The organism is Streptomyces liliiviolaceus (assembly GCF_018070025.1).
Taxonomy (GTDB): domain Bacteria; phylum Actinomycetota; class Actinomycetes; order Streptomycetales; family Streptomycetaceae; genus Streptomyces; species Streptomyces liliiviolaceus.
Genome location: NZ_JAGPYQ010000001.1, coordinates 6,114,182 through 6,129,608, shown reverse-complemented (window position 1 = coordinate 6,129,608; position 15,427 = coordinate 6,114,182). Strand labels below are relative to the sequence as shown.

Sequence of the window (15,427 nt, the reverse complement as noted above, 5' to 3'; positions counted from 1 at the left end):
GTACTCATCCCAGTAAAGGATCCAGCCATGCGCAAGTCATCCCTCCGTCGAGCCTGTGCGGTTCTCGCTGCCACCACCTCTCTGGCCCTGGCCCTCACCGCCTGTGGTGGGGGGACCTCCAAGGACGACGTCAAGGACGAGGGCGGTTCGAACGCGGCGGCCGGCAAGGCCGACCCGAACGCGGCCACCAAGAAGGGCCTGACCGTCGGCTTCCTGCCCAAGCAGGTCAACAACCCGTACTTCACCTCCTCCGACAAGGGCGGCGAGAAGGCCCTCACCGAGCTGGGCTCGAAGTACAAGGAGGTCGGCACCAACAGCGGCACCGACACCGCGGGTCAGGTCTCCTACGTCAACACGCTCACCCAGCAGCAGGTCGACGCCATCGCCGTGTCCGCGCAGGACCCGGGCGCGCTGTGCACCTCGCTCAAGCAGGCCATGAAGAACGACATCAAGGTCGTCACCTACGACTCGGACACCAAGACCGACTGCCGCAACGCCTTCGTGTCGCAGGCCAGCGCCGAGGACCTGGGCCGTACCGAGGTGCAGCTGCTCGCCGAGCAGATCGGCTACAAGGGCGAGATCGCGATCCTGTCCGCCGCGCAGACCGCGACGAACCAGAACACGTGGATCGACTTCATGAAGGACGAGCTGAAGGACCCCAAGTACAAGGACATCAAGCTCGTCAAGACCGCCTACGGCAACGACGACGCCCAGCAGTCCTTCCAGCAGACCCAGGGCCTGCTCCAGGAGTACCCGAAGCTGAAGGGGATCATCTCCCCGACCACGGTCGGCATCAAGGCCGCCGCCCAGTACCTGTCGGGCTCCAAGTACAAGGGCAAGGTCAAGCTGACCGGCCTCGGCACCCCCAACGACATGCGCAAGTACGTCAAGAACGGCACCGTCGAGGCGTTCGAGCTGTGGGACCCGGCGAAGCTCGGCGAGCTGGCCGCCCGTACCTCCGTCGCGCTGGTCTCCGGCCAGATCACCGGCAAGGAGGGCGAGACCTTCAAGGCCGGCGACATGGGCGAGTACACCATCGGCAAGGACGGCGTGATCAACCTCGGCAAGCCGACCGTGTTCAACGCCAAGAACATCGACGAGTTCGACTTCTGAGACAGGCGCCGACAGCGGGGCCGCCCTCCGTGTCGCGGGCGGCCCGGCCGACGGCACTCACCCCCCCCACGACCCCGGAGTGGTACTTCATGCAGCGTGTCTGTTTCCTGCTCAAGGTCCGCGCGGACCGGCTCGACGAGTACCGCGAGAGACACACCACCGTGTGGCCCGAGATGCGGGAGGCGCTCTCGGCCACCGGCTGGCACAACTACTCGCTCTTCCTGCGCGAGGACGGTCTGCTGGTCGGCTACCTGGAGACCGAGGACTTCGCGGCCGCGCAGGCCGGCATGGAGGCCACCGGGGTCAACGCCCGCTGGCAGGCCGAGATGGCGCCGTTCTTCGAAGCACTGGACGGCGCCCGACCGGACGAAGCCATGAAACCGCTCACCGAGGTCTTCCACCTCGCCTGACGAACAGCCGACCCACCGATCTACCGACCTACTGACCCACCGACCTGATCACCGTGCTCTTCCCTCGCTCGTTCCCCTCCTCGTCCCCACACGCCAAGGAGCCCCGGACATGAAGAGACGCACCCTGCTGGCGACCGCCCTGCTCGGTACCGTCGCGGCCCCGGCCCTCGCCGGTACCGCCAGGGCGGCGGCCCCAGGTCCCTCGGTCACCCGGACCGGGACCACCACCCTCGACAGCCAGGCCATCTTCTTCGTCTCCTACGACGGCCTGGTCAACAACAACTCGTTCCAGAAGAACGCCCTGCTCACTTACAAGGGCTACCAGTACGCCGCCTGGTACACCGCCGACCGCAACGCCGTCATCGGCCGCCGCGTGCTCGGCGCGAGCACCTGGTCGACCGTCAAGGTCGGACACACCCTGCGGTACGACGACTCCCACAACGTCATCTCCATGGGGGTCTCCAAGACCGACGGCCGTCTGCACCTCCACATGGACTCCCACAGCGACGGCTTCACCTACGTGAAGTCGGTGGCCGGGCTCATGGACAACCCCGCCAGCCTGACCTGGACCGCGAGCCGCTTCGGCGCGCCCCAGTCCACGCTCGACGGGCTCACGCTCACCACGCAGTTCACGTACCCCCAGTTCGTCTCCACGCCCGACGGGAGACTCCAGCTCAGCTACCGCGTGGGAGTGTCCGGCAACGGCCGCAACGCCCTCGCCGAGTACAACGGCACGTCCTGGACGGTCCTCGGCGAGTGGAGCGCCTCCACCGGCACGTACACCAGCGAGCACGGCTCCAGCGGCGTCCGCAACATGTACCTGCACGGCATCGACTACGACCGCAACGGACGGCTGCACTCCTTCTTCACCTGGCGCGAGCAGAACGGCGCCGTGATGTGCAACAGCGGCGGCCTCACCAACCACGACACGGGGTACGTCTACTCCGACGACCGCGGCCGCACCTGGCGCAACAACGCCGGAACGGTCGTCGGCACCACCGGCACCTCGAACACGGTCGCCGTCACCGACAGCGGTCTGGTGATCGACGCCCTCAACCCGGACCACTCCCTGATGAACCAGGAGAGCCAGGCCACCGACTCCGCGGGCCGCCCGCACGCGATCATCAGCTACGTCCCCGGCCGCTTCGGCCAGTGCACCACGAACTACGTCGCCGACCGGACGGCGAACGGCCGTGCCTTCCACGTACGGAAGACCGCCGCCGGCGCCTGGAGCAAGACCGAGATACCGATCGCCCTCAACTCCAGCCAGCGCACCCGGCTGGTCCTGGACAAGTACGACAACGCGTACGCGATCCTGCCCTTCGGCCGTATCGCCGCCGCGTCCGCCGCCTCCGGACACACCGACTGGACGACCCTGTTCGACGGCAGCGGACTCGACGCGTTCGGCGAGGTCCTCGTCGACGAGACACGGATCGCCCAGGACGGCGTGCTGTCCGTTCTGTACCAGGTCAGGTCCACCGGTACGACGCCGTCGGCGCTGCGTGTCGTCGACTTCGCCCTGCCCGCATGACGAAGTCCGTTCCGGGTGGGCGCGCGGGTAATGTGACTGCGTGCCCACCACTCACCGTTCCATGGAGGTAACCGCCTGATGGCCCAGTCGGTGGGTATCAAGGACGTCGCCCGAGTCGCCGGAGTCTCCGTCGGCACGGTCTCGAACGTCATCAACCGCCCTGACACGGTCGCCTCCGAGACCCGCGCGCGCGTGCTCTCCGCCATCGACCGGCTCGGCTACGTCCGCAGCGAGTCGGCGCGCCAGCTGCGCGCCGGACGTAGCCGCATCATGGGCCTGCTCGTCCTCGACATGGGAAACCCCTTCTTCGTGGACGTGGCGCGTGGCGCCGAGCGGGCGGCCCGCGAGGCCGGGCTCGGCGTGATGGTCTGCAACAGCGCGCAGAGCGCCGGCGAGGAGGCCGACTATCTGTCGCTCTTCGCCGAACAGCGCGTGCGGGGCGTCCTGTTGACCCCCGCCGACGCGACCGGGCGCAACATAGAGGCGTTCCGCCGGCACGGCATCCCCTTCGTCCTCGTCGACCGCGTGGCCGAGGGCACCACCGAGTGCTCGGTGTCCGTCGACGACGTCGCGGGCGGCGCACTCGCCGTACGGCACCTGATCGACGCGGGCCACCGCTCCATCGCGTACGTGAGCGGGCCGCCCGGACTCACCCAGGTCACCGACCGCCGCACGGGCGCCCTGAACGCCCTCGCCGAGGCCGGACTCGGCCCCGAGTGCCTGCGCGAGCTGCCCACCGAGCGCCTCGACGTGGCAGCGGGCCGCGACGCGGGCGCCAGGCTCCTCGGCCTCGCGGAGCGCCCCACCGCCGTCTTCTGCGCCAACGACCTGCTCGCCCTCGGTGTGCTGCAGGCGATGTTCGCGGCCGGGGTGAGCGTCCCGGACGACCTCGCGATCGTCGGCTACGACGACATCGAGTTCGCCGCGGCGGCGGCCGTCCCGCTGACGTCCGTGCGCCAGCCCGCGGTGACCATGGGCGCGCTCGCCGCGGAACTCCTCCTGGAGGAGACCGGCGCCGCCGCGACCCCCGGCGCGCACCAGCACCGGCGCGTGGTCCTCCAGCCGGAACTGGTGGTCCGGCGCTCCAGCCTCCCACCGCGCTGAGGGGCGTTCCGGGCCGTGCGGTGGTGCTGAGCGGCTGGTCAGTATGTTTCTCTCCCCGGCCGTTCGCCTGCTGTGCCACCGCCTGATCGGCCGGTCAGTACGGATTTCTTGATCCCCGGCCTCGGCTCGCCGAAGAACTTGTGCTGAACTGGTTCGCGGTCAGGAATCCGTCCGTCTCGGGAGCCCCTTTTGAGTGCCAGTTACCGTCAGCCCGGTGTCGTCCTCAGCGACCGCCGGTTCACCGTGCCCCTCGATCACGACGCCCCCACCGGGGAGACGATCGAGCTGTACGCCCGTGAGGTGGTCGCGAGCGACCAGGCGGACCAGGACCTGCCCTGGCTGGTGTATCTCCAGGGAGGCCCCGGTTTCGGCGCGAACCGCTTCGTCGGCAAGCAGGCCTGGCTGGGCCGCGCCCTGGAGGAGTACCGCGTCCTGCTGCTCGACCAGCGCGGCACCGGCAGCTCCACGCCCGCCAACCGGCAGACCCTCCCGCTGCGCGGCGGACCCCGCGAACAGGCCGACTATCTCGCGCTCTTCCGCGCCGACTCCATCGTTCGCGACTGCGAGGCGATCCGCCCGGCCGTCACCGGCGGCGCCCCCTGGGCCGTCCTCGGCCAGAGCTTCGGCGGCTTCTGCACGACCCACTACCTCTCCACCGCGCCGCAGGGCCTCAGCACGGCCCTGATCACGGGCGGACTGCCGACCCTCGACGGCCACGCCGACGACGTCTACCGGGCCGCGTACCCGCGTATCGAGCGCAAGGTCGCCGCACACTACGCGCGTTACCCCCAGGACATCGAGCGGGCCCGCCGGATCGCCGAGTACCTCCTGCTCAACGAGCCCGTACTGAACGGCGGTTACCGGCTCACCGTCGAAGCCTTCCAGTCGCTCGGCATCCTCCTCGGCGGCAGCGAGGGCAGCCACCGCCTGCACTACCTCCTGGAGAACGCCTTCGTCCGCACCGCCCAGGGCGCGGCCCTCTCCGACGCCTTCCAGGAGGAGGCCCAGTCCCTCCTCTCCTACGCCGGACATCCCCTGTACGCACTGGTCCACGAGGCCTGCTACGGACAGGGCGAGCGCCCCACCGCCTGGTCCGCCGAGCGGGTCCGCGCCGACTTCCCCCAGTTCGACGCGGCCAAGAGCCTCGCGGGCGACGGCCCCGTCCTCTTCACCGGCGAGTCCGTCCACCCCTGGACCTTCGACTGCGACCCCGCCCTGCGCCCGCTGCGCGAGACCGCGGACCTGCTGGCCGAGCGCACCGACTGGCCCGTCCTGTACGACCCCGCCCGCCTCGCCGCCAACGAGGTCCCCGTCGCCGCGGCCGTCTACCACGACGACATGTACGTCGACACCGACCACGCGCTGCAGACGGCCCGTACGATCCGCGGCCTGCGCACGTACGTCACGGACGAGTTCGAGCACGACGGAGTGCGAGCGGGCGGCCCCCGAGTCCTGGACCGCCTCCTGTCCCTGGCGAGGGACGAGGCCTGACCGTTCAGGGGCGCGGGGAACCGCGCGGCCGGCCACATCGGACCCGCGGCCGGACTCCCGTCCCTAGTCTGATCCCATGAGGCGATTCGACGATCACGCGGTCCTGATCACCGCCGCGGGCCAGGGCATCGGCGAGGCGACAGCACGCCGCTTCGCCGCGGAAGGCGCGAGCGCGCTGGTCACGGACCGCGACGCGACCCGTGCCAAGCGGGTCGCCGACGTGATCGAGGCGGCAGGCGGCACGGCGGTCCCGTACGCGTGCGACGTGGCCGACCCCGCCGCCGTCGAGGGGGCGGTCGCCACGGCGGTGGACTCCTTCGGCCGCCTGGACGTGCTGGTCAACAACGCCTACGCCTGCCATACCGACCCCGCCTCCTTCGAGGAGCACGAGGACGGCCCCTGGTACGAGGACTTCGAGATCACCCTGCACGGCGCGTACCGCTGCATCCGCGCGGCCCTGCCGCATCTGGTGGCCGCGGGCGGACGAGGGGCGATCGTCAACATCGGCTCGGTCAACGCCGAGCAGCACTTCGGCTCCCACGCCTACAGCGCGGCGAAGGCGGCGCTGGCCTCGCTGACCCGTACCGTCGCCGTCGAGTCGGCGCCGCGGGGTGTCCGGGTGAATCTCGTCGAGCCCGGCACCATCCGTACCAACGCCTGGGACGGCCGTGGCGAGATCCTCGAACGGGTCGCCGCGCACTACCCGTTGGGGCGGGTCGGCGAGCCCGCCGACATCGCGTCCGCCGTCGCCTTCCTGGCCTCGGCGGACGCGGCCTGGATCACCGGAGCGACGCTGCCGGTCGACGGCGGCCTGCTGGTGAGCAACCTGGCGATGCTCCGCGACATGTCCTGAGGAAGAGCTGAACCATCGGCGCGGTGTCAGCCGCGTGCTCCGCCGCCGATCGGGTGGTGATCATCACGGGCGCGCGCTGCGTACGCTGGGGGACATGCAAGACGAACCCGGCAGCACGGCAGGCCCGGCCCGCACCGACCTGACAGCCGACTGCGCCCGGTGCTTTGGGCTGTGCTGTGTCGCGTTGCCCTTCACCGCCTCGGCGGACTTCGCGATCGACAAGGCCGCCGGGAGCCCCTGCAGGAACCTGCGGACGGATTTCGGCTGCGGCATCCACACGGAGCTGCGGCAGCGGGGCTTCAACGGCTGCACGGTCTACGACTGCTTCGGCGCGGGCCAGAAGGTCTCGCAGCTCACCTTCGGCGGCGAGGACTGGCGCTCGGGGGACCGGGAGCACTCCCGGCTGATGTTCGACGTCTTCCACACCGTGCGGCAACTGCAGGAACTGCTCTGGTATCTCACCCAGGCGCTGGAGATGCCCGCGGCCCGCCCGGTCCACCCCGAACTGCGCCGCGTGCTCGACCGCACCGAGGCGCTCACCCGCCTGGAGCGGCAGGAACTGGCCGGGCTGGACGTGTCGGAGGTCCGCCAGGACGTCAACGTGCTGCTGCTGCGCACCAGCGAGCTGGCCCGCGCCGGTCTCGGCCGGGGCAGGAAGAAGGAGCGCCGGGGCGCCGACCTGATGGGGGCCCGGCTCAAGGGCGCCGATCTGCGGGGCGCCAACCTCCGCGGCGCCTACCTCATCGCCGCCGACCTGACGGGCGCCGATCTGCGTTCCGCGGATCTGATCGGCGCCGACCTGCGCGACGCCGACCTCACGGACGCCGACCTCTCCGGCGCGCTCTTCCTCACCCAGCCGCAGCTCAACGCCGCCAAGGGCAGCGCGGGCACCAGGCTTCCGGCGTCATTCACCCGCCCCGGTCACTGGACACCGTGACGCAGGCGGCGCCTCCCGGACCCCGGAGACCTCCGGCCCGACGGCCGGGGCGGGGGCGGGGGAGCGGCGGCGAAGGTTCAGCGTCAGGCCCTCCGGCATCAGCGTGAGCCGTTCCGCCACCCGCAGCCGGTAGGCGGGGTCCGGCAGCAGCTCGTAGCGGCGCAGGAGCAGTCCCAGGACGAGTGTCGCCTCGTGCAGCGCGAACTGCCGCCCGATGCACGCCCGCGCGCCGGTGCCGAACGGCTTGAAGGTGTGGGCGGGCCGGGCCCGCACGGCTGCCGGTTCGAAGCGGTCCGGGTCGAACCGTTCCGTGTCCGGGCCCCACGCGTCGGGGTCCCGGTGCAGCAGCGGCATCAGGACCAGCGCCCACGCGCCCCGCCGCATCGGATGGACACCGCCGAGGACCGTGTCCTCGCGGGCCTCGCGCGCGAACGCGGGCGCCGTCGGCCACAGCCGCAGCGACTCGTCGAGCACGCGCCGCACGTACCGGAGCCTGGCGACCTGGTCGTAGGCCGGTTCCGGCGTGTCTCCCCAGACGCGGTCCACCTCGGCCCGGGCGCGGGCGGCTATCTCGGGGTGCTGCGCCAGATGGTGCAGGGCGAAGGAGAGCGCGCCCGAGGTCGTCTCGTGGCCGGCGATCAGGAAGGTGATGACCTGGCGGCGGACGTTCTCGGGCGTGAGGTGCTCGCCGGTCTCCGGATGGGCGGTCTCCAGCATCCGGTCCAGCAGGTCGCCGTCGCCGGCCGGCCCGTGCAGCCGCGTCTCGACGACGGCGTCGACCGTGCGGTTGAGGTACGCCACGTCGGCCCGGTTGCGGCGGGTGGCCGTGCGCATCAGCATCGGCGCCACCGGCGCGGGGACGACGTTGAGGCGCTGCGCGTACGACAGGGCGCCCACCATGGCTGTGACGAAGGGGTGCGGCCGGGCGCGCTCGAAGGAGGCGAAGTCATGGCCGAAGCCGGTGCGGGCGATCGTCTCCAGCGTCAGCTTCGTCATGTCGCCGGGCACGTCGACGGCCCGGCCCGCGGCCTGTTCGGCGTCCCAGCGGTCGGTGAGCCGGGCGGCCACCCCCAGCATCATCGCGTGGTAGCCCTCCATGGCCTCGCGGCTGAAGCCGGGCGCCAGCACGTCGTGCGCCAGCTGCCAGTTGGGCTCGTGGTTGTACGCCGTGAAGAGGCCGTCCCCGGCGACGGGCCGCAGATTGGCGACCCCCAGCCCGACATGCTTGGCGAACCGCGACTCGTCCGCCAGCTCGCCCGTGAGCCCCGCGCCCCAGACGAAGACGATCTCCTTGCCGAACCCCTTGCGCCGGAAGATCGGCCCGAGCCTTCGCCCCACGCGCAGCGAATCCTGCAACGGCGTACGGAGGTTGGTCCCGACGGCGTCGCCGACCAGCGGCACCCGGTAGGGCGGGTGCGGGATGCGGCGCAGCTCTGGCCAGCCCAGCTCCGCGCTGCGGAATCCCTTCGGCAGCGCGCCCGCCGACGCGCCCTTCGACCCCTGGGTCCCCCTCGTGCCCGCCATCACGTCATCTCCCCTGCACCGGCCGCCGGTCGAGCTTGTTGTACGCGGATTCAATAGTGTCGCCAGTCTGGTCCCGCTGTTGAACCGACGTCAAGTAAGCCGTCGCGCACAACGCCGGACGGGTCGGCGGGCCGGGTAAAGTGCGGGCATGGCCGCCAAGGAGGGGGAGCGCACGCGTCGTCGGCTCAGCACCGAGGAGCGCCGGGAGGAACTGCTCACGGTCGGGGCGCGCCTGTTCTCGGAGAGTCCGTACGACGACGTCTGGATCGAGCAGGTCGCCGAACTCGCCGGGGTGTCACGGGGGTTGCTCTACCACTACTTCCCGACCAAGCGGGACTTCTTCGCGGCCGTCGTCGAGCGCGAGAGCAGGCGCATGCTGAGGGTCACCGCCGCCGTGCCCGGCGTGCCCGTGCGGACGCAGATCGACGCCGGGCTCGACACCTTCCTGGAGTACGTCCAGAAGCACGCGCACGGTTTCCGCGCCTTCCACCGGGCGGAAGCGGCGGGGGACCAAGCGGTGCGGAAGGTGTACCGGGAGACGCTCGCCGCGCAGCAGCGGCAGATCCTGGAGGCGCTGGCCGCCGACCCGGAGACCGCCTGGACCGAGGAGGACCTGCCGGTCCTGCGGATCGCCGTGCGGGGCTGGCTGGCCTTCATGGCGGCGGCCTGCCTGGAGTGGCTCAAGGAGCCCGATCTCTCCCGGGAACAGGTGCGCGACGTGTGCGCGCGAGCCCTGCTCGGAGCCGTCCGTCCGTGAACTCGCTGTCACAAAGGTGCCGTGGGCGGCGCCGCGTGGTTGGCGTACACCCCGATCTTCTGTAGGTTAGGCAAGGCTTACCTAAGGGAGGTTTTGGGATGGGTGACCGTCACAGTTGGACGGCCGCACCGGCCACGGCACAACGTGCCCGGTCGGTGCTCGCCGCGGCGTGGTCCTGCGCGGTGACCGCGGAAGGCGGTCGGGAGGAGTTCATCGGCGTACACACCGTCGCGGAGGACGGCCGGGTGCTGCTGCACCTGCCCGACGACAGCGTGCTCACCACGGCCGCGATCTGCGCGCCCCGCGGAGAGCCGTCCGCCGTACTGGAGTTCGCCGACGTGGCGCCCGTCCCGGTACGCAACCGTATCCGCTCGCGCCTGTGGATGGCGGGCTGGTTCGCTCCCGAGGACGACCACCTGACGTTCCACCCGACCCGCGCCGTGCTGCGCGAGCCCGGCGGGGCGGTCGTCGTCGACCTGGACGAGTACGCCGCCGCCGAGCCCGACCCGCTGGCCCTCGCGGAGGCCCAACTGCTCACCCACCTCGCCGATTCGCACCCGGACGCCGTCGAGCGGCTGACCCGGCTCGTCGAACCGGACTGCCTGCACGGCGCCGTCCGCGTGCAGCCGCTCGCCGTCGACCGGCACGGGCTGACGCTGCGCATCGAGCGCGTCCGCGGCCACGGCGACGTACGACTTCCCTTCCACCGGCCCGCGGACGACGTCGGACAGCTCACCGAGCGCATGCACATCCTGCTCACGCAGGCGAGCGGCGCGAACTGCCCCCGTGCGCTGCAGCGGCAGCGCACGGAGAGCGAGGGCTGAACCGAGCGGCGGACCGAGGGGCGGACCGCGGGCGGCTTGTGACGAGCGCGCGCCCGCGGCTGACCGGAGTCGGGCTCACCAGTCCCCGTCACCGACCGGCTTGCCCGGCGGGTCGCCCAGCGGCTTCACCTGACCCGGCGACGGCGGCTGCCACGGGGTGTGGTCGTCGCCCAGCCAGTCACCGACCGGTTTGACCGCGCCGAGTTCGTCCGTGGGGTCGAGATCCGTGGCGTCCTGGTCGTAGTAGTCGAACCAGGGCAGCCCGGCTCGGGTGTAGGCCGCACGGTCGACGGGCGAGGGTGGGGGAGCCTCACCCGTGATGCGCCGCCACTCCGGCGGCGTCACGAGATGGACGAAGACCCGCCCGGACGCGGTGGCCGACCAGTCCGACAGCGGGCGGTCGTCCTTGTAGACCTCCTGGCGCATCGAACCGCCGACGCCGAGACCCATCGCCCCCGAGGCGCGGGGAGCGGCGGCGGCAGGAGCCGCAGGCACCGCACCGCCCGGCTGCGGCATGCCACCGGGCGAGGCCATGGCACCGGGCGCGGACATCGGCGCCGGGGCGCCGTAGCCGCCCGACGCCGTACGGGCCCGCCGCCGTGCCGTCTCCTCCGCCAGCCGGCGCTGCTCCTCGCGCCACGCGTGCAGCGCGGTGTCGTTCAGCGGGAACGACTGCAGCTGTACGCCGCCCCACACCTCCTCGCCGGTCACCTGGCCCTCGACCGTCGCGCCCAGCCCGAGCGGCACCGCCACGAACTGACGGACCGTGCCCTTGCCGGAGTTGATGCCGTCGAGCCACGGCTGGCGCGGCAGCACGACATAGTTCTGCGGATCCCGGGCCGGCCGGGGACTCCACGGCTTGCCGGACACCGCGCACACCTTGCCCGCGCCCACCTGGAGGGCCGCCGGCTCCGCCGCGCCGAAGCTCAGCCACATCGCCTCGCGCAGAAATACCGGCAGCATCACTCCGCCGCGGGCCAGCCACTCGGCGGGCACCGTCTCCGGGTGGTCCTCCACGCGCCGAAGCGGGAACTCGCCGAGCCCCGGAGGCAGCGCGTGCGTGCCCGTCTCGGGCAGGCGCAGGGTGCGGATGAACCGGACCCGCACGCCGGCCGCCAGAAGCAGTGAGTTCCCGTCGATCCGGACGGTGCCGTCGGCCATCCGCACTCCCTCTGTCGTCGTGTGCCGCCCCGCGGACAGGTCGCCCGGCCGGGGCGGTGCCGGTACATCACGTAGTACGAGTCGAGGGGGCCCCGCGGTTCCTTCGCGCGCGGCGCAGGCGGCGGCGGAGGCGGTCCAGCCGGGGCATGCGCTCGCGCTGTTCGCGCGTGCAGCGGTCCAGCTCCTCCAGCAGGCGGCGGGAGCGGTGCTCCATGTCGAGTTCGTCGAGCATCCGGGTCACCTCGGTGACCACGGCGCCGTACAGCTGCCACTGGCGGGCGTCCCGCTGCACCTCCTCCAGGAGGAGCTGGGCGAGCTTGTCGCGGGTGGCGGTCGCGGCGCTGAGTTCGTGGGCGAGGCGGGCCTCCGCCGACTCGGCGCTGCGGCTGACGTCGGTGGTGACCAGCACGGCGAAGCTGACCACGGCGTCCCCGACCTCGGACAGGAGCCGCTCGAAGACCGTCCCGATGTGCGACTCGAAGAGCGGCTCGGGGGTGCGTTCCTTGGCGAGGTCGGTGAGGGTGCGGGTGAGCACCCGCAGGACCACCGTGCAGATCTCCAGCGTGTCGAGGCCGGTGCGCAGGACGACCCGGTGCAACAGGCCCTCCCGGACGCGGGGGTTGAGCCGCAGGCTGTCCTCGGCCTGTTTGAGGGCCGCGTCCACGTCGACGATGTCGTGGTCGAGCTGCCGTGCCTCGTGGAGGCTCTCGGTCGCGGCGGCCACCTGGGTGCGGCCGGCCGCCTCGTCGCCGACGCGCAGCATCAACCGCCGCATCCGGCGCGCCAGATCCTCGATGGACTCACCGGCGGCGCCGACCCACACCGGGGGAGCGAACAGCAGATTGCAGCCGAGTCCGACCACGGCGCCGATGACCGTCTCCAGGATCCTGGCCCAGGCCGTGTCGCCGATCCGGGTGACGCCCAGGACCAGCATGGCGCTGATCGCCACCTCGGGGACGAACTCGCTGACCCGCACCAGGTGTCCGACGGCCAGGGCGGCCAGGATGAGCAGGCCCAGGCTCCACCAGGTCAGTCCCACCAGGGCGCTGAAACCGATGGCGACGAGGACGCCGGCCACTACGGCGTTCACCCGGCGGATGCCGGTGGTGAGGGTGGCGTAGAGGGTGACCTGGACGACGAGGAGCGCGGTCAGGGGAGCGGTGAGCGGCGCGGCCTCGGGGCTGAAGCGCAGAGCGACCACGTAGGCCACGGTCGCTGCCGCCGCCGCCCGGACCGTCTGGACGATCACGGGCTGCTGCCGCCACTTGGTCACCTGGGCGCTGCCGGCGGCCCACACTTCACGTACATCTCGCATCCCTGGCCACTTCCCGTTCGACGGCCGCGTCGAACGCGAACGGAGGGGTCGGCTCCGCCGATACCGCCTACCGCCCGGTCGGTCAGGAGAGGAGGCGGTCCAGGAAGGCCGACACGTGGCCGTTCATCCGGGCGACCTGCTCCTCCACGGTGAGGCTCTCCTCGAAGCGTGCGCCGGGGCCGGGCAGCTTCTTGCCGCGTACGTAGAGGGAGCAGGCGAGGTCGGCGCAGATGTAGACGCCCACCGAGTTGCCCTCGCGGCCGGCCGGGCCCACCTTGCGGGCCGTCATCAGGCAGACGCCGTTTCCCGGGTGCGTGGTCAGGCACAGCGAGCACATGCTGCGGTGCATGAAGCCGCGCTGCTGCGAGGGGAAGCGCAGGGTCACGCCGACGGGGCCGCCCGACCGCTCGGTCACCAGGTAACTGCGGTCGGGCGCCCCGGGGTCGCGCCAGCCCAGGAAGTCCAGATGCTCCCACGGCCGGTCCGCCAGATCGTGGGGTACGAACAGGCGCTTGGCCTCTCCCTTGGAACAGTTGACGAACGAACCGCGGATGTCCTGCTCGGTGAGCGGCTTCATGGCGGGGGTCTCCTGACGGATCGGGGCGGTGCGTGAGCCGAACCTAGGGTCACTAGGTTATGGCCTAGACTACGTAGTCGATCCATGGAGAGCCAATGTGTTTTTGTGGAGGGTGACGGGTGGTGTGCTACATGCCGTCGCCGAGATCGGGGTCGTGGTCGGGGCCGGGTCCGGTGTCCGAGTCCGTGTTGGACAGGCGCAGGGCGAGCGTGCGCAGGAGATCGGTGCTCTTGATCTCGGTGCGTTCCGTGTCGTGGATGTCGGCGAGTTCCGAGAACAGGAAGGCGAAGGCGCCGACCAGGGAGATGGCGGCGGGCATCAGGGCGTCGATGACCGCCTGGCCGGCCTCGGCGGGGGTGGCGTCGCCGGGGACCTCCACGGAGGGGAAGACTTCCGTCACGAGCCTGCCGAGTTGGGCCTCGCCGGCGTCGATGTCCACCTCGGTGTCCTCGTTGAGCCTGCGCACCATTTCCTGGGTCTCGGTCAGGACGCCGATCGCTCGCAGGATGATCTCGCTCTGTTCCATGCGGGGAGCTTATGCGGTTCGCGGGTACGGGGGTGGGGGTGGGCGCTGAGGGTCCGATGCGGGTCCGCTGTGGCTGGCCGCGCAGTTCCCCGCGCCCCTGAAAGACGAAAGACGGCCGCTGGTGGACGCGCCCTTCAGGGGCGCGGGGAACGGCGCAATCTTTGAGGCGCGCCGGGCAACGGACCTTGTGGGGGCGCGCCCTTTAAGGGGCGCGGGGAACTGCGCAGTCTTTGCGGTGCGCCCGAGCAACGGACCCTGGGGTGCGGGTCGTTGTCCGTACGCTGTATCGGGCCGCACGCGGGGCGCGGCACACGGACGCGACGGATGGGGCGGGATGCCGGAGGAACGGATCAGGCGGGTTCTGGAGGCGGCCGGAATTCCGGCGCGCCACCTGGAGCGGTGTCGGCCGCTCACCGGCGGGACCTACAACACCGTCGAGGAACTGCTCCTCACCGACGGCACCCGGTACGTGCTGAAGACCCCACCCCCACCCGACGCCCCCGGCCTGAGCCACGAGCGCGAACTCCTCCTCTCGGAGGCGGAGTTCTACCGCGCGGCCGCCACCGCCGACGTCCCCGCCCCGCACGTGGTGTCCGCGCCGACCGGCCGCCACCTGCTGATGACCGCCTGCCCGGGCGACATGTGGGACGACCGTTTCACGGCGGACGAACAGGCGACCCTGCGCGCGGAGCTGGGGACGTTGGTGGCCCGGCTGCATGAAGTGACCGGCCCCGGCTTCGGCTATCCGTCCGGAGCGCTGGGCCCCCTGGCCGCCGACTGGCGTACCGCCTTCACCGCCATGTACGCCGCCGTCCTGGACGACGCCCGCCGGTACGGCGCCTGGCTGCCCCGCCCGCCGGACGGGATCGCCCGCACGGCCGCCGCCGCGTACCCAGTCCTGGACGAAGTGACCGTCCCGCGGCTGGTCCACTTCGACCTCTGGCGGGGGAACATCCTCGTCGAACGCCCCGCCGGCCGGGGCGACCCCCGCATCGGCGGCCTCATCGACGGCGAGCGCATGTTCTGGGGCGACCCCCTCGCGGACTTCGTGTCCCTGGCGCTGCTCGACGACATCGAGAAGGACCGCGACTTCCTGGCGGGCTATCAGGAGGGCGGCGGTCGGGCCGAGTTCACCGCCCCGGCCCGCCGCCGTCTCGCCCTGTACCGCTCCTACCTCTACCTGATCATGCTCACCGAGACGGTCCCCCGGGCCATGGGCGCCGAGCATGACGCCTGGCTCCGGGACACGGTGGCCCCGGAACTCGTCGCGGCGCTCGACGAGTTGACCCGGTAGCGCGTCAGGG

15 protein-coding genes are annotated in these 15,427 nt (G+C 71.5%); 10 read left to right on the top strand and 5 right to left on the bottom strand.

All coding sequences use genetic code 11. The features are described 5' to 3' along the window. The first annotated feature begins 27 nt into the window (after positions 1-27). From rhaS to J8N05_RS26665, 7 genes are all read left to right on the top strand, one after another. Positions 28-1,113 (top strand): rhamnose ABC transporter substrate-binding protein, encoded by a 1,086-nt coding sequence (gene rhaS, locus J8N05_RS26695; RefSeq protein WP_210886873.1) that lies wholly within the window; start codon positions 28-30, stop codon positions 1,111-1,113. Positions 1,114-1,202: 89 nt separating this feature from the next. Continuing rightward, the gene (locus tag J8N05_RS26690) at positions 1,203-1,523 is read left to right on the top strand and encodes an L-rhamnose mutarotase (RefSeq protein WP_210886870.1); all 321 of its coding nucleotides are present in this window, start codon (positions 1,203-1,205) and stop codon (positions 1,521-1,523) included. Positions 1,524-1,632: 109 nt separating this feature from the next. Beyond that, positions 1,633-3,054 (top strand): BNR repeat-containing protein, encoded by a 1,422-nt coding sequence (locus tag J8N05_RS26685; RefSeq protein WP_210886867.1) that lies wholly within the window; start codon positions 1,633-1,635, stop codon positions 3,052-3,054. A 78-nt stretch (positions 3,055-3,132) separates the two neighbouring features. Then, positions 3,133-4,158 (top strand): LacI family DNA-binding transcriptional regulator, encoded by a 1,026-nt coding sequence (locus tag J8N05_RS26680; protein ID WP_210886864.1) that lies wholly within the window; start codon positions 3,133-3,135, stop codon positions 4,156-4,158. A gap of 189 nt (positions 4,159-4,347) precedes the next feature. Further along, positions 4,348-5,649 (top strand): alpha/beta fold hydrolase, encoded by a 1,302-nt coding sequence (locus J8N05_RS26675; protein WP_210886861.1) that lies wholly within the window; start codon positions 4,348-4,350, stop codon positions 5,647-5,649. A 76-nt stretch (positions 5,650-5,725) separates the two neighbouring features. Continuing rightward, positions 5,726-6,502: an SDR family NAD(P)-dependent oxidoreductase gene (locus J8N05_RS26670; protein WP_210886858.1), complete on the top strand. Its 777-nt coding sequence runs from the start codon at positions 5,726-5,728 to the stop codon at positions 6,500-6,502. 94 nt (positions 6,503-6,596) lie between these two features. Continuing rightward, a complete protein-coding gene (locus J8N05_RS26665; protein ID WP_210886856.1) occupies positions 6,597-7,439 on the top strand; it encodes a pentapeptide repeat-containing protein in 843 nt (280 codons plus the stop codon). Here J8N05_RS26665 and J8N05_RS26660 read toward each other — a convergent pair. Further along, the gene (locus tag J8N05_RS26660) at positions 7,407-8,963 is read right to left on the bottom strand and encodes a cytochrome P450 (RefSeq protein ID WP_210886854.1); all 1,557 of its coding nucleotides are present in this window, start codon (positions 8,961-8,963) and stop codon (positions 7,407-7,409) included. The genes J8N05_RS26665 and J8N05_RS26660 overlap by 33 nt on opposite strands. A 148-nt stretch (positions 8,964-9,111) precedes the next feature. Here J8N05_RS26660 and J8N05_RS26655 point away from each other — a divergent pair, with 148 nt between their 5' ends. Both J8N05_RS26655 and J8N05_RS26650 read left to right on the top strand, forming a co-directional pair. Further along, positions 9,112-9,720, top strand: a complete 609-nt coding sequence (locus J8N05_RS26655; protein ID WP_210886852.1) for a TetR/AcrR family transcriptional regulator — start codon at positions 9,112-9,114, stop codon at positions 9,718-9,720. Between the two features lie 98 nt (positions 9,721-9,818). Further along, positions 9,819-10,544, top strand: a complete 726-nt coding sequence (locus tag J8N05_RS26650; RefSeq protein WP_210886849.1) for a DUF2470 domain-containing protein — start codon at positions 9,819-9,821, stop codon at positions 10,542-10,544. Between the two features lie 75 nt (positions 10,545-10,619). Here J8N05_RS26650 and J8N05_RS26645 read toward each other — a convergent pair whose 3' ends face one another. The 4 genes from J8N05_RS26645 to J8N05_RS26630 form a co-directional block, all read right to left on the bottom strand. Then, positions 10,620-11,705 (bottom strand): hypothetical protein, encoded by a 1,086-nt coding sequence (locus J8N05_RS26645; protein WP_210886847.1) that lies wholly within the window; start codon positions 11,703-11,705, stop codon positions 10,620-10,622. A 67-nt stretch (positions 11,706-11,772) separates the two neighbouring features. Next, the gene (locus J8N05_RS26640; protein WP_210886844.1) at positions 11,773-13,020 is read right to left on the bottom strand and encodes an FUSC family protein; all 1,248 of its coding nucleotides are present in this window, start codon (positions 13,018-13,020) and stop codon (positions 11,773-11,775) included. 82 nt (positions 13,021-13,102) lie between these two features. Further along, complete coding sequence (locus J8N05_RS26635) at positions 13,103-13,597, bottom strand: FBP domain-containing protein (protein WP_210886841.1); 495 nt, start codon at positions 13,595-13,597, stop codon at positions 13,103-13,105. A 127-nt stretch (positions 13,598-13,724) separates the two neighbouring features. Beyond that, complete coding sequence (locus tag J8N05_RS26630; RefSeq protein WP_210886839.1) at positions 13,725-14,123, bottom strand: hypothetical protein; 399 nt, start codon at positions 14,121-14,123, stop codon at positions 13,725-13,727. A gap of 334 nt (positions 14,124-14,457) precedes the next feature. Between J8N05_RS26630 and J8N05_RS26625 the strand changes: the two genes are divergently transcribed. Continuing rightward, complete coding sequence (locus J8N05_RS26625; RefSeq protein WP_210886836.1) at positions 14,458-15,417, top strand: phosphotransferase family protein; 960 nt, start codon at positions 14,458-14,460, stop codon at positions 15,415-15,417. Positions 15,418-15,427 lie beyond the last annotated feature (10 nt).

Excerpts from the sequence above, each read along its gene's own strand:
- J8N05_RS26625 (WP_210886836.1), top strand. The coding sequence starts at position 14,458 with ATGCCGGAGGAACGGATCAGGCGGGTTCTGGAGGCGGCCGGAATTCCG.
- rhaS (WP_210886873.1), top strand. The coding sequence starts at position 28 with ATGCGCAAGTCATCCCTCCGTCGAGCCTGTGCGGTTCTCGCTGCCACC.
- J8N05_RS26685 (WP_210886867.1), top strand. The coding sequence starts at position 1,633 with ATGAAGAGACGCACCCTGCTGGCGACCGCCCTGCTCGGTACCGTCGCG.
- J8N05_RS26630 (WP_210886839.1), bottom strand. The coding sequence starts at position 14,123 with ATGGAACAGAGCGAGATCATCCTGCGAGCGATCGGCGTCCTGACCGAG.
- J8N05_RS26660 (WP_210886854.1), bottom strand. The coding sequence starts at position 8,963 with ATGGCGGGCACGAGGGGGACCCAGGGGTCGAAGGGCGCGTCGGCGGGC.
- J8N05_RS26645 (WP_210886847.1), bottom strand. The coding sequence starts at position 11,705 with ATGGCCGACGGCACCGTCCGGATCGACGGGAACTCACTGCTTCTGGCG.
- J8N05_RS26690 (WP_210886870.1), top strand. The coding sequence starts at position 1,203 with ATGCAGCGTGTCTGTTTCCTGCTCAAGGTCCGCGCGGACCGGCTCGAC.
- J8N05_RS26680 (WP_210886864.1), top strand. The coding sequence starts at position 3,133 with ATGGCCCAGTCGGTGGGTATCAAGGACGTCGCCCGAGTCGCCGGAGTC.
- J8N05_RS26655 (WP_210886852.1), top strand. The coding sequence starts at position 9,112 with ATGGCCGCCAAGGAGGGGGAGCGCACGCGTCGTCGGCTCAGCACCGAG.
- J8N05_RS26635 (WP_210886841.1), bottom strand. The coding sequence starts at position 13,597 with ATGAAGCCGCTCACCGAGCAGGACATCCGCGGTTCGTTCGTCAACTGT.
- J8N05_RS26650 (WP_210886849.1), top strand. The coding sequence starts at position 9,819 with ATGGGTGACCGTCACAGTTGGACGGCCGCACCGGCCACGGCACAACGT.
- J8N05_RS26665 (WP_210886856.1), top strand. The coding sequence starts at position 6,597 with ATGCAAGACGAACCCGGCAGCACGGCAGGCCCGGCCCGCACCGACCTG.
- J8N05_RS26670 (WP_210886858.1), top strand. The coding sequence starts at position 5,726 with ATGAGGCGATTCGACGATCACGCGGTCCTGATCACCGCCGCGGGCCAG.
- J8N05_RS26640 (WP_210886844.1), bottom strand. The coding sequence starts at position 13,020 with ATGCGAGATGTACGTGAAGTGTGGGCCGCCGGCAGCGCCCAGGTGACC.